Origin of the sequence: Ruegeria sp. HKCCA6707 (assembly GCF_013033515.1) — a bacterium.
Lineage (GTDB): Bacteria > Pseudomonadota > Alphaproteobacteria > Rhodobacterales > Rhodobacteraceae > Ruegeria.
The window spans coordinates 788509-802128 of sequence record NZ_WQEG01000001.1 but is presented as its reverse complement, the minus strand read 5'-3'; the positions used below and the strand labels follow the sequence as shown (position 1 = coordinate 802128).

The window sequence follows — 13620 nt, the reverse complement described above, 5'->3', positions numbered from 1 at the left end:
CACCTCTTCGATTCAAATGAGCGTTGGAAGGGACTAGGATCGCAACGCAACTGTCCTGGTTTGCGCGAAAGCCACGTTCACATTTCCATCCAGAGTAGGTTTCAGGCGCAAGGTATGCATGCTGTGGAACGGCCACAGGCTCACAGCCGCTCTCCGCTGCCCTGTACCCTCTGAGGCATACCCACCCATCCGAGCTTCTTTTGTCGCTCAGACGACCGTTTTTTGGAACTTCTATTGCAACACATGTCTGGCTTTCCTTACGAAATCCCCAGTTGCAGTGTATTTCCTGTGCGCCAAACCGGGTTCCGACGTACCCATTTTGAGGCGCTATCAATTCTTCGCATCTTTCACCGACTTGTCGGAAGAGCCGATTGCACTCCCATCGATCTCCGGTCGATGCAAGATATGCGTTTTTAGGAACTTCTATTTCCTCACAAAAATCTCCAACACGCTTGAATCCATGGTTGCATACCCAACCTGGACCATAGGAACTGCCGGTAAAATGCGCATTTTCAGGTGCGTTTGCTCTTTGACACGATCCGTTCTTGTTTTCGAAGCCTTCGTCACAGACCGATCCATCAGCATTGCCTGCGACTTGGGCAGGAAGCTGCGTTCCGGAGAGCAACACCAAGAGTGTCGGGATCAAACAAAGAACGCGGCGCGAAAACACGATGAGTGACTGATTGAAACGGGGCCTGAGACCTGATCTATCCGGCATCGGGCACGCGATTTATAAGCCATGTTCTGTTCATACGGCGCCTTCATTGATGGGTCACGCGATGACTGGAGCATGTCAGGTGACAGTTGCGAATGCTTGCGAGGAACGAGCTCAACGCGAAGACCCCAGCGCGACCCGTTCCTATGCTGGGGCACATGCTACAGTTAGTCTGAAGGCCATTGGATCATCGAGGCCGGCAGCATCGCGACGACGATTAATTTTCACCAATGCACGTTTGTGGTCCTTTGCCAGAATAGAGTCAAGGAAGTTTCCCTCGTCGCAACGCTAGTACTGCTAAGGCAGGTGTTTGTGAAACAAGCACGTGACCAAGTAGCCTGGTGAACCGCCGAAAGAAGTTACTTGGCATTAATCTGTTGTTGTAGGGATTTGGGGGCGGAGCAGCAGCGAATGGCAGCTTAAGTCCGCGTCTCTCTTGTCGAGCCTGAGTGCGGCGACAGAGCGGTACGTGATCAAGGTTTCCTCGTGGCTATGAATGACTGGCCTGACGTCATCAGCAGCAACGCATCGACATTCGTGCCGCTCCGGTGAACTGATGCTGCGCAAGCACTCGCGGCGCGAGCAAATGGTTGATCTGCCACGCTTCTCGGGAATTGCAAAGTCTAATTGCGAATGTCCGTTTTGGGCTGCGAGCGGCCTGATGCGGTTGCAGCAACTGGGTTGCGGCAAGAAGTCTGCAAAGGGCTCAAAGCAGCTATTCGCAGCACTCGGCTTGAATGACTGCTATGCGGACTAAGCTGCCCTTAGCTGCGCTGCGGCACGTTTGCTTTTCTTGAACGACTGCTCAGCGGATAACGCGGATACGCCGCGGAAGAAAATATTCGATCGAACAGAGCGCATCGCCGCTCAGCTGACTGTTCGGACATATCGCACAATTTTGTGTATGATGCCGCCGAGCCATACGCTCAAACAATTTCGGACAATATTTAATGTGGAGACGATAGATGCAGCATTTGCAAACCAAAGCCCGCAATACTTTTGTCGCCTGTATTAGCTCGTTTTTTGTTTTCGTGCCCGCAGTCTCAGCGGAGGCTAATTTCCAGACGACATGCAACCCAAAAGCGGACCAGGCTTTCAACGAAGGTCTGAATCTCATTCACAACATGATGTACATTCAAGCCGAAGAAGCGTTCAACAAAGCAGCGTCTGCGGATCCAACTTGTGCCATTGCACAGTGGGGCATCGCGATGTCGAACTTTCACCCTCTCTGGCCGGGCACTCCCAGTGAAGCCGAAACAGAGAGGGGGTCTGCTGCAGCGGAAAGACTCGCGTCAATGTCCTCCGAAAGCGCCGTTGAACAAGCATTGATCGACGCCGCCGTGGCTTTCTACGCCTCAAGCCAGGAAGGCTACCGCGCTCAGCTTAAATCGTGGGCGGAAAAACAGGTTGCAGCTGCGGACCAACATGCAGACGACTTGGAGGCCGCGGCGTTTGCGGCGCTGGCGCGCCTTGCAACGGCGCCGCGAGGGGCCGACGGAATCAAAGTAAAGTCGCAAGTGGGAGATACGCTCGACGCGCTTCACCAAAAGGCACCAGAACATCCTGGCGTCATTCACTACGCGATCCACGCCTATGACAATCCGCCACTCAAGGAGCGAGGCAGGCCGTACGCCGAGATTTACGATAAAACGGCTCCAAGCGCTCCACATGCGCTGCATATGCCCGCTCATATCTTTACACGAACAGGAGAATGGGAAAAGTCAATTGATCTGAACAGCCGGTCCGCTGAAGCAGCTCTCGAGCAATCAAAGGACGTGATACAAAGCCACTATGCGCATGCGATCGACTACATGGTTTACGGCCACCTACAACTTGGGAATACAGACGAAGCTGCAGGGCTGGTCGACGAAATGCTCGCAATTCAAAATCATCAGGCTAGTTTCGGAAGCGCATATGCGTTAGCGGCTGCACCCGTTCGCCTGCCTCTTGAGCAGGGACAATGGGACGTCGCGGCGGCACTGTCGCCTGAGATGCATCCGGTCATTCCATGGGAGAAATTTCCACAAACTGTTGCCATGCGGTGGTTCGCGATCGGTATCGGAGCGGCCCGCAGCGGTGATGTCGATACAGCGAAGAGTGCGCTTGCCGAGCTCAAGTCTTTGCACGCTGTGATGAAGGAGCGTGAGCAGGGCTATTGGGCGCAGTTGACTGAAGCACAGATCATGTCGGTGGAAGCCTGGATTGAACTGGCGGGTGGGGACTCTGAGACCGCATTTGCTAAGCAGGCAGCCGCGGCTGATCTCGAGGATAAGATTGGCAAAAGCCCGGTCACACCCGGCCACGTCCTTCCGGCTCGAGAACTTCTTGGGGACATGCTGATGGAGCTTGGAAAACCCAATGAAGCTGCGGTCGCTTATCGGGCGACGCTGGATCTTTCTCCAAACAGAGCAAGAAGCCTCGCGGCACTTCAATAAGTGGCAAAAACACACTTGGTCGGTGCTTTGTAGTTTTTTGCAGCAGCATCGACCGATTTGGGCAAAAGCAGCCACATAGCGAACATGACCCGAACGACTGCCATGCGGACAGAGCTGCCTGATGCTGGCGCAGCGAAAAGTGTCTTATTTGCTCGACGTTATCACCGAACTACTTCTTTCAGCGTAACAGAGTTTACCGAGAGCGGACGCTCACAGCCGCCAAAAAGCTTGAAATCCAATCCAGTCATTCGCCGCGCCTTTGCCCATTGTCAAAACCGCGGGCACGGACAACGAAGATGGTACTGTGCGGGCGCCGTCTGGAGTTTCGTAGTCTCGACCGAAATGTTGCACTTTAGGACGATGACGTGGCACCATCCGCACGATCGTAGTGAAGAGAGATCCCATGAGAATTTCATTGATGGCCAGCGCGGTACTGTGCCTTACCGCTGTTAACCCTGTTAACGCCGAGGATGCTCCACGTCTTGTTTTGCAGCTGACTGTTGATGCACTTCGAGGTGATTTGCCGACCAAGTACTTGGACAATCTTGGCGAAGGTGGCCTTAGGCATCTGCTGGAAACTGGGGTGCACTACATCGATGCGCATCACTGCCACGCCAATACGGAGACCGTTGTAGGACATGCCACTTTGGCGACGGGCGCGACGCCAGCGGTTCACGGAATGATCGGAAATGTCTGGTTTGATAGATCGTTGGACCGCGTTGTGTACAACGTAGAGGACGATACTGCGCCACTGCTTGATGAAGCCGCAGGCGTGAATGAAGACATTGAAATCGATCCGACACAAGCTGCAGCGGGAACAGATGGTAGATCACCCCGCGCGATGTTGGTTACGACAATCTCTGATGAATTAAGCGCATCTACAGCCGGAGCGGCAAAAGTCTTTGGCGTTTCGATCAAGGACCGCGGCGCAATCACAATGGCTGGGCAAAGTGGCAAGGCTTTTTGGTTCTCAAAATCTGCGAACCGCTTTGTCACCAGCTCTTACTACTACGATGCCTATCCCGACTGGGTCACGGCTTGGAACGACCAGGCGCCGACTTCATTCTATCAAGGCGCGACTTGGGAGCTGATGCACCCTCGGGAAGCATATGTCTTTGGCGATCGAGATGACCAACCTTGGGAAACAGATGTCGCTGGGTTCGGGATCACATTTCCTCACTACTACAGCGTGTCTCAGACCAGTTTCGATCCGCTTGACAACCCGTATTTCACAACTTTCCTTACGCTCAGCCCAGCCGGTGATGAGTTGACAGCGCAGTTTGCCAAACATTTGATCGATGCGGAAGCAATCGGTCAGGACGACGTTACAGACTACTTGGCCATCAGTTTTTCGTCGGTCGATTACGTCAACCATGTCTTCGGGCCGTCCAGTCTTGAAGCCGAGGACACGATTTTCAGGTTGGATCAAACTCTTTCGGACCTTCTCGCGTTTATCGACGAACGTATTGGGTTGGAGAATGTTTTGATCGTTCTGTCTGCGGATCACGGAACGACGGATGCACCCGCCTATTTGGAAAGCGTTGGCATTCAAACAGGCCTCGTGGCTCCGGATACTTGGGACCCAACCGAACAAATTACGCGTTTGAAACAGCGTTTTGAGATCACTGGTCCGTTGCTGGCGGGATACGCCCATCCCTATCTCAATATTGATCCCGAGGTTCTGGCGCGCCCCGACATTGATTTGAACGCTCTTGAGGCTGCCATTGCCGAGGAATTATTGTCTTTTCCGGATGTGGCCTTCGCCATCCCGGCTACTGCCATCGAAGCGAACCAACTGCCCGATACTGAAATCATGAAATTGATCAGAAACAACCATAACCCCGCGCGTTCTGGCAATATCTACGTTGTTTTCAAACCTGGCTGGTTTATTGCAGATTTCGATGGCCTTTCAGTGACCTCGACACATGGTTCGCCTTGGAGAGGCGACACCCATGTGCCCATCTTGTTTTCCGGCCCAGGCATTGAGCCGCAACGTGTCGCGCGCCGAGTGTGCACAACATCCATAGCATCTACTCTGTCCGCCTTGCTGAGCACAGCGCGCCCAAATGGCGCAAGCGGCGAAGTGCTTCAAGAAGTCGTGCGTTAGAGAACTAGAATTTTTGCATTGATTGGTGCCATTGCATTTACGCATGGAGACCTCTGAGTCAGCATTTTCAATGCCTCGCCGCATAAAGCTCAGAATAGACGAAATCATTGGTTGGTGGGCAATGTCTGCTTATCATGCTCGGTCGAAACTCAACCGCTGTTTCGTAGAACGGCTGCTTCGAGCCCGTATGAGACCTCAAAATGCCTGCGCAATGTCTTTCGTTAGTGTTTGGTATACAGGATAGCCATCTCTGGTTACGCTGATCATTATGTTAACGGTATTGATTGCGGAGAGTTGGGAGCTTGGGAACAGACGCAACAGATTTCTACGAGGGTTTTTCCGAGCCACTTTTTTCTTTCCCGGTGCTGGTTCTACTTATTTTGATCTTATTACCAGTAGCAGCATTCTTGGGCTTCCGCTTTGGAGTGCTGGAGCACGGGAGATTGGGGTACGACAAAGTTCCTGCGGACAAAATCCCGGGCGGTACATCTCTAGGCGCGATGTTGGCACTATTGGGGCTTTTGCTTGGTTTCGCATTCAGTTCGTCGATCAACTGGCGTGAGGCACGAAAATCGGCACTCATTGAGGAAGCGGCTGATATCGGATCCGCGTTTTTGAGCGCCGATCTGTTGGCGACTGAAGCACGCGATCAACTGCAACCAGTTATTTTGGCGTATGCGAAAACAAGAATTGCTGGCCCGCAAGACGTAAAGACTGAGCAGGCATTCGACGCTTTTCTAGTGCGCACACGCAAAGCACAAGCGCAAATCTGGCCAGCTACTTTGCAGGCTTTGTCAACAGAGGAATCAGAACCGATAAAAGCGCTAGTTGCACGTAGTGTGATGAATATGTTCGACGCTCATACCCGTCGCATTGCGGCAGCGGGAGAGCACATTCCAAAACCCGCAATGATTATGATCGTTGCTGCTGCAATCGTCGCTATTGCGATTGTCGGCAACAGATCGGCCTTGCAAGGACGCCCGCTGACGTGGCGTACATTCACATTTGCAGCCGTTCTTTCCATCGTGATTATTGTGATTGTCGATCTCGACCGGTCTTTGGAGGGCAGTATGCGCGAAAACATCGACCCCATGCTTGAGGTAATTTATGACATGGATGTCGCGCTTGCGCAGAGAAACGGGGGCACCTAAACGCCTCTCATTACGAAATACTCAGATATCACCCTCGAGCTTGAAACGAATGGATACATGGGCGACCTGTTCAAGCGTAACCGGCCATAATTGTCATAAATCAAAGCGGTGAAGAAGAATGCTTCGCTAAATTAGAACCTGATTGGAGATCTGATACAGGGGTACAACGCGATGAAAAAGGCGTTTCTAACGGGAGTTGGTCTGACGTTTATATTTGCCGGTGCGACATTTGCCCAAGGCTATTCCGGTGAACTTGCCATCAATCCTGAAGATGTCCGACTTGGACAACGCGGTTATTCTCCTTTCGTCGATCAGTCTTTTCCAAACAGGGTGTTCTGGGGCGACACGCATTTACACACGTCATACTCGACTGACGCAGGCATGGTCGGAAATGCGCTTGGGCCGGATGAAGCTTTCCGTTTTGCGCGCGGCGAAAAAGTCAGAGCATCCGTTGGCGAATATGCGCAACTTGTGCGCCCTCTCGATTTTCTGGTTGTCGCTGACCACGCCGAGAACCTCGGTCTCGCGCCGATGATTGCAGAGTCAAACCCTCAGCTTTTGGCCAACTCATGGGGCAGACGAGTGCATGAGCTTGTTAAAGCCGGCGACTCGGTTGCGGCTTACGTTCAATGGGGTGAATCGATGATGGCCAACTCCGATCCGCTCGATGATGATGACTTGACCCGCACCTTCTACAATCGGATTGTAAACATCGCAGAACGCTACAATCAGCCTGGCGTCTTCACCTCGCTGCACGGGTTTGAATGGACATCTGTCACCAACGCCAACAACCTGCACCGCGTTGTCATGTTCCGTGACGGCGCGGACAAAGTCGCCGATGTGGTTCCGTTCTCCAATTATGACAGCTCCGATCCGGAGGACCTTTGGGACTGGATGGATGCCTATGAGACGCGAACTGGCGGCAAGGTGATGGCCTTCGCGCATAACGGCAACCTCTCGAACGGTTTGATGTTCAACGATGTGCGGGAGAACGGCGAGCCCATCGACGCTGAATATGCTGAACGTCGGATGCGGTGGGAGCCGCTCTACGAGGTTACGCAAATCAAAGGTGATGGGGAGACCCATCCCATGCTTTCGCCGAACGACGAGTTTGCTGACTACGGCACATGGGATCGAGGCAACTTTGGCACCGAACTCAAGACACCCGAGATGCTGCCGCAAGAGTAGGCGCGCTCGGCTTTGGCACGAGGGCTCGCCTATGAACAAGACATCGGTGCCAACCCATTCAAATTTGGCATGATTGGCGCAACCGACAGCCACACATCATTGGCCACGGCGCGTGAGGACAATTTCTTCGGAAAGGCTTCGCCGGGTGAGCCAGGTACCGGCGAAGAACGTTATCTTGAGAACATCATTCAGCCCGACTTCCTGGGCGATGAAATTGCCGTAAGACACTACGAGGTGATTTCCTCGGGCCTCGCCGCCGCCTGGGCGCGTGAAAATACACGCGAAGCGATCTGGGACGCTTTCAAGCGGAAAGAAGTCTACGCCACGACCGGTCCGAGGATGACCGTTCGTGTCTTCGCTGGATGGGACTTTGAGCCCGAAGAGGTGCATCGCCCGGACTTCGCCGCGGAAGGCTATGCGCGTGGTGTTCCGATGGGGGCTGACCTCTTCGCCGGGCCAGAGGGTACAGCGCCCAGCTTCATGGTCCGTGCGCTGCGTGATCCGGACGGCGCGAACCTTGACCGTATCCAGATTGTCAAAGGTTGGATCGATGCAGACGGCGCACCGCAAACCAAGGTCTTTGATGCCGGATGGGCAGGCGACCGTGCACCCGATGCGGAAGGTAAACTGCCACCGGTCGGTAACACAGTAAACGGCGCGGACTACACCAACACGATCGGGTCTGCCGCACTTGCTGCGCACTGGGTGGACCCGGAGTTCGATCCGGGACAACGCGCTTACTACTATGTCCGCGTTCTCGAAATCCCCACACCGACATGGCTGGCATATGACGAGGCATACTACGGTGATCTCAACCTTCCGGATGACGCTGTCATGGTCCATCAGGAGCGCGCATACACGTCCCCCATTTGGTACACCCCATATCAGTAGGGTCAGTTTGGCATGAGAGAAACGTCATTGGTTCGACTGGCTAACGCCGCCTCGCTGGCGCTATTCATGGTGCTAAGTGGTCTGTTGTCTAAGGCAGAAACGGCGCGGGCTCAGGCTTTGGATTATACGCTTGATGCGCTCTTGGACAGTCGCGACATCCCGATCACTGCTGACAACTTCGTCCGCGCCGCGAATGATCTTGAGCTTAGAAAGTATGTGGAGCTCGCGGGTGGGATAAATCGTTTCTACCACTTCCGGGAACCGACCCCCGTCGAAAACCAACCGACGATCCGGATGAACCGCGACACGCTTTACAGTACAGCGGTCGTTGACATTAGTGAGGGTGCGACGCTAATTCTTCCCGAAGTCGCGGATCGGTACATGACGGCAATGGTCGTTAATCAGGACCACTTCATAAACGAGGTGTTCTTCGGTGGCGGCACCTATACCCTCGAGATGGAAACCTTCGACACCCCGTACGTGATTGTGTATCTCCGCGTGCTGGTCGATGCCGCAGATCCAGATGACGTGGCGGCCGTCAATATGATCCAGAACGCAATAACAATTGAGGCCAACGCATCGAACCCGTTCGTGGCCCCGAACTACGATGACGAAGCTTTTGAGGCGGTAGTCGAACAGCTGCTGCCGCTCGGTGCCCTCGGGTTCGTACCAGACAGCTCACGCATGTTCGGTAAACGAGAAGACGTCCACCCTATACGTCACATGCTCGGCACGATTGCCGGTTGGGGCGGGCTGCCGGAAAAGGAAGCGTTCTACCCTGCGTTTTTCCCAGGTCTGCCCGTCGGCGCGTACAAGATCGAGGTGCCGCAGAACGTACCGGTGGACGCTTTCTGGTCGGTGAGCATGTATAATGCCGACGGCTTCTATGAACCGAACGCTCTGAACGCCTACAGCATCAACTCCGTCACCGGCGCGCAGAATGCTGATGGAAGCATGACCATCCATCTTGGAGACTGCCACGACGGGCGGGTGAATTGCCTGCCCATCACCGAAGGCTGGAACTACGTGGTGCGCCTGTATCGCCCACGTCAGGAGGTCCTAGATGGAAGCTGGACTTTTCCCGCCGCGCAACCTGTGAACTGAGAAGGAAGCCAATGATGTTGAAAAAATTGTTTCCGATTGCACTGCTGGCCCCATCTCTGGGTGTTGCCGAACCAGTGACGCTGGGCACCTTTGTCCGGGCGGAGACGGATCATATGTTCCGTGCCAACATGGCCGCTTTTGACGTGGGTATTGGGGAATTGATTCACGTTCGCAAACCGACGACCCCTGACAATCAACCAGTTATCCGGATGAACCAGGACACACTCTACTCCGGAATCGTCCTAGACCTGTCCGATCCGGTTGAATTTACTCTGCCTGATCTGGGCGAGCGATACATCTCGATGCATGTGATCAATCAGGATCACTACATGTTCGTAGAAACCGCGCCTGGGACCTACAAGCTGACCGAAGAAAACGTTGGTACTCGTTTCGGCTATGTCACTGTGCGGATCTTCATGGACGCCAACGACCCTGAGGATGTGGCAGAGGCTCATGCCGCTCAGGACAGTCTTATCTTGACTGGAGGTGGAGTAGGTCCGTTCGAGGCACCAGATTGGGATCTGGATGATTTGACACAGGCGCGCATGGCCTTAAGCAACCTTGCCGAGCTCGGATTCAGCAGCTTCTACTCGTTTGGCACCGAAGAAGAGACGAGGCCCATCGATCATTTGGTTGGAACCGCTGCCGGCTGGGGCGGACTACCGAGAACGGCTGCGCTCTATGAAATCGACAGCGTCGATGCAAATGATGGCGAAACACCGCATTCGGTGACGGTAAATGAAGTCCCGGTTAACGCGTTCTGGTCTATTACAATCTACAATGCCGACGGATATCTGGAAGCAAACGATCTCGGTCGAAACAGTCTCAACAACGTTACAGCAGAAGCGAATGCCGACGGTAGCATCACCATCAATTTTGGAGCTTGCGAAGATGGGCGCGTGAATTGCATACCGATCACTTCAGGCTGGAACTACACTGTTCGGCTGTACGAACCTCGTGAAGAGATCTTGAACGGGAATTGGTCCTTTCCTGCTATCGAGCCGTCTGAGTAAGAGGGCACTTAAGCTGGTTTTTAGGTGGCTGCTGTGCGCAACGTAGGCACTAATGAAGCCTGCTCTACAACCGCTTGATAGCCAAGTGTGCGCTCGAGGCAGGGCAGAATGTAGTGGTGATCCAAATACACGCGCCGTCATGATCTGGGATGACAGACAGCGCGGGCCATAGTCTGGTCATGGGACTGCCCAGACTATCTGGAACGCGTATTTGGGCAAGCGAAGTCAGCCAGATTGGTGTGGCCGCTGCTTCAAGACAGTGTTGTCCAAATTGGTAACCAACCACCATCATAGTTTGCCCCTACCTTCAAAAGCAGGATTGCGAGATCTAGTACTCACGCAAGCATAGATCGCGCGATAAAAATATTTCTCCCGCGCGTAAAAATACTTGAATTATTGCATATTTGATTCAAGTATTCGAATGCGTGGCAAATTTGTATTACCTCTGTTGCTCATGCATTCGCCAGTGTTGTCTGGTTTGCCTCTTGGTGATGTGGAGTGAGTGGCGTCGCCAAGAGGCCATCATTTGTTTGAATGGCACTCTTTAGAAGAGCTCGAGGTTACGATTGCATAGCAAACTATGGGCCCTGCCGAGCAAATGATCGTATCGTCTACAAAGTGGACATCCAGCGTGATCGAGAGAATAGCTGCTCCCAGCCCAAACAAGAAATGCCTGTATTAAGCTTTCGCGGAAACAGCAATCTTTGCAAATCCATTGTTTCGTGTAGCGCTATCGCATCCGTGTCACGCACGCAGAATTGCATACAGTTCTTCGAGTGCTAATCAAAAGCGGTATGTCACACCGATAACCGGCCCCGACTGACTGAATGTAAAGTCGTTGCCGTTGATCTCGTGATCGAGCGTGATGTAGCGATATCCGCCTCTAATCATCCAGCTTTCGTTTATTGAGTAATCCGCGGTCAACAACACCTGCCAGGTCTCGCTGTCGCTGCTGAATCCGCCATAATCTAAAAACGCCGTGCCGGTCCACCTGTCTGAGAATTTAAACCGAGCACGGGCTCCGACAACAGGGTCAGTCCAGTCTGCGTCCACAGTGGTTGTACGTCCTGGCAACGCTCCGGGCGACAGCGAGAACCGGGTTTCTGTACTAAACCACCTGAAACCTCCTGCAACGTCTAACTGTAAAGTTGGATCTTCATAGATCCGGTAACCAATATATCCGCTCAGAAACTGCGTCTTGAGCGACGTGTCCAGCCCGGAAAATGCGGTGCCAGGCGTGTCATCTCCGAAAGAAAGGTCGGTGTAGTTGTAGTCAGCTAGCAAGCTCCACCGTCCATTTCTGGCAGCAATTGTACCCATAAACGCAAGGTCCAAATTGCTTAGCGCGTCCGAAAAACTGAGCGTCGCATCGATGTTGCCTCGTGGAGTGTCCATCGACGTTTCGGTTTCTGGCATGAACAGGTATATTGTGGCTTCGAAACTCCAGTCGCTGGAATGCGCTGCCATAGGTGCCGCCAAAAATACCAAGTTTAAGAGTGCGGTTCTCCATGTGGGAAGCCGTTGCATTATACCCTCCAAACAAACATCGACTGCAAGGACATTCGACAGCGAAGGCCCGAACTTGCATTCCAGCAATCTGATGTGAATGAGATCTATAGCATTGATCTGAGTCAATAAGCTCCGCGCTCTGTGCAGTACAGAAAGGGCATGTCATTCAGATAGAGGCAAGGTCAGCTTAGCTTTACTGATCTTGGACAGAATAGCTGTTCAAACGTTCCATTGGCTCTTGTTTTGAGGGAAAATCCGCTCGGTACGCGCAGCCGCTATTGGTAAATTAGCAAGCCCCGCATAAAACGTCGGATGACCGGTGTGAGCCCATTTTGACGGATGCTGCACGGCGCATGAATGTCCGGATTAAGCGACAAGCCTGAACACTACACAATTAAAGGCGGTTTGACCTGAGAAACGGGACGCGCATACGCTGTCGTCGACAAAAAAAGCGACAAAGGTTTTTTCATGACATTTCAATTGGCAGGTAACGGACCCAAAATTTACGAAGAAGTCATGGTGCCCCTTTGGTTTGGCCGGTGGGCTGAAGCGCTTGTTGAACAGGCTTCACTAGGTTCTTCGGAACGTGTCTTAGATGTTGCTTGCGGAACAGGTGTGACGACCCGACTGGCGAAGTCAAAGGTTGGAACTAGCGGCCAAGTCGATGGTTTGGACATCAACGCGCCAATGCTCACCAAGGCACAAGAATTAGCTGTTGATCTCGATATTCGATGGATTGAGAGCGATGTATGCGGGAGCGGACTGCCTTCAGGGTCTTACGATGTCATTCTTTCGCAGCATGGCTACCATTACTTTCCGGAAAAGCCCAAAGCTCTAAGCGAGTTCTTGCGGCTTCTGGTTCCAGGTGGGCGCCTGGCCTTCTCAATCTGGGATGGGCATAGCGCTTACACTGAAGCCCTATGCTCTGCTGTTGCCCACCACATCTCCCCCGAGATTGCAGAAAAGCAAAGGGCTCAACGGCAGACGCCAACAGCGAAAAAATTAAAACAGCAGGTCGCGGATCAAGGGTTTTCGGATGTGGCCGTTCACCGGCAAGAACTGATGATCGATGTTCCGCTTGCGCCCGAATTTGTGCCCATGCATCTGGCGTCTATGCCAATTGCAGGCGCGTTTCTCGCACTCGGAGAAGAGGCGCAAAATGCCTTGATCCAGGAGGTCGCGGAAAAGCTCGACGCATATGTTGTAGGAGATAGACTTGTCTATCCTGACGCGGTGAATGTTGTAACAGGACGAAAATAGCATCCCCGCGTCGCTCATTCCTGTGTGAAGCCACAACCCAGTTAGGTTGATATCCAATCGCAAACTTGCTGCGTCTGGCGCTGAAAGCAGACGTTGGCGGAGTTGTGGCGAAAGTACGCTTTGTCCGGCGGTCATTGGAGCAAGCCACAACGAACGTCTGCTCTGCGGACGAAGCAGCCATTGGAAATTCAGATGGCAACGACCGCATTAGCCCAAAACGGGCATTCAAAATCTAGCTTTGAATTAG

8 protein-coding genes and 1 pseudogene are annotated in these 13620 nt (G+C 53.2%); 8 read left to right on the top strand and 1 reads right to left on the bottom strand.

Features of this window, described 5'->3' with window-relative positions; genetic code table 11:
* The first annotated feature begins 1211 nt into the window (after positions 1-1211).
* The 7 genes and pseudogenes from GOW40_RS03930 (at position 1212) to GOW40_RS03900 (ending at position 10604) form a co-directional block, all read left to right on the top strand.
* Positions 1212-1472 (top strand): hypothetical protein, encoded by a 261-nt coding sequence (locus GOW40_RS03930; protein WP_171128379.1) that lies wholly within the window; start codon positions 1212-1214, stop codon positions 1470-1472.
* Between the two features lie 208 nt (positions 1473-1680).
* The gene (locus GOW40_RS03925; protein ID WP_171128381.1) at positions 1681-3150 is read left to right on the top strand and encodes a lipopolysaccharide assembly protein LapB; all 1470 of its coding nucleotides are present in this window, start codon (positions 1681-1683) and stop codon (positions 3148-3150) included.
* A 403-nt stretch (positions 3151-3553) separates the two neighbouring features.
* Complete coding sequence (locus tag GOW40_RS03920) at positions 3554-5257, top strand: alkaline phosphatase family protein (RefSeq protein ID WP_171128383.1); 1704 nt, start codon at positions 3554-3556, stop codon at positions 5255-5257.
* A 302-nt stretch (positions 5258-5559) separates the two neighbouring features.
* Positions 5560-6408, top strand: a complete 849-nt coding sequence (locus GOW40_RS03915; RefSeq protein WP_171128385.1) for a hypothetical protein — start codon at positions 5560-5562, stop codon at positions 6406-6408.
* Between the two features lie 171 nt (positions 6409-6579).
* Positions 6580-8487, top strand: a pseudogene (locus GOW40_RS22125) (DUF3604 domain-containing protein).
* A gap of 12 nt (positions 8488-8499) precedes the next feature.
* Complete coding sequence (locus GOW40_RS03905) at positions 8500-9591, top strand: DUF1214 domain-containing protein (protein WP_217352228.1); 1092 nt, start codon at positions 8500-8502, stop codon at positions 9589-9591.
* Between the two features lie 14 nt (positions 9592-9605).
* Positions 9606-10604 (top strand): DUF1214 domain-containing protein, encoded by a 999-nt coding sequence (locus GOW40_RS03900; protein ID WP_171136537.1) that lies wholly within the window; start codon positions 9606-9608, stop codon positions 10602-10604.
* Between the two features lie 783 nt (positions 10605-11387).
* On the opposite strand, the gene GOW40_RS03895 is transcribed toward GOW40_RS03900, so the two are convergent.
* Entirely contained in the window at positions 11388-12131 is a 744-nt protein-coding gene (locus tag GOW40_RS03895) for an outer membrane beta-barrel protein (protein WP_171128388.1), read from the bottom strand.
* Between the two features lie 450 nt (positions 12132-12581).
* Between GOW40_RS03895 and GOW40_RS03890 the strand changes: the two genes are divergently transcribed.
* Positions 12582-13373 carry a class I SAM-dependent methyltransferase gene (locus tag GOW40_RS03890; protein WP_170758886.1) on the top strand — a complete coding sequence of 264 codons (792 nt, stop codon included), beginning with the start codon at positions 12582-12584 and terminating at the stop codon, positions 13371-13373.
* Positions 13374-13620: the final 247 nt, after the last annotated feature.

Bases quoted from the DNA above. Each gene is read 5' to 3' on its own strand.
- GOW40_RS03900 (WP_171136537.1), top strand. From the start codon at position 9,606: ATGTTGAAAAAATTGTTTCCGATTGCACTGCTGGCCCCATCTCTGGGT.
- GOW40_RS03930 (WP_171128379.1), top strand. From the start codon at position 1,212: ATGACTGGCCTGACGTCATCAGCAGCAACGCATCGACATTCGTGCCGC.
- GOW40_RS03920 (WP_171128383.1), top strand. From the start codon at position 3,554: ATGAGAATTTCATTGATGGCCAGCGCGGTACTGTGCCTTACCGCTGTT.
- GOW40_RS03895 (WP_171128388.1), bottom strand. From the start codon at position 12,131: ATGCAACGGCTTCCCACATGGAGAACCGCACTCTTAAACTTGGTATTT.
- GOW40_RS03905 (WP_217352228.1), top strand. From the start codon at position 8,500: ATGAGAGAAACGTCATTGGTTCGACTGGCTAACGCCGCCTCGCTGGCG.
- GOW40_RS03925 (WP_171128381.1), top strand. From the start codon at position 1,681: ATGCAGCATTTGCAAACCAAAGCCCGCAATACTTTTGTCGCCTGTATT.
- GOW40_RS03890 (WP_170758886.1), top strand. From the start codon at position 12,582: ATGACATTTCAATTGGCAGGTAACGGACCCAAAATTTACGAAGAAGTC.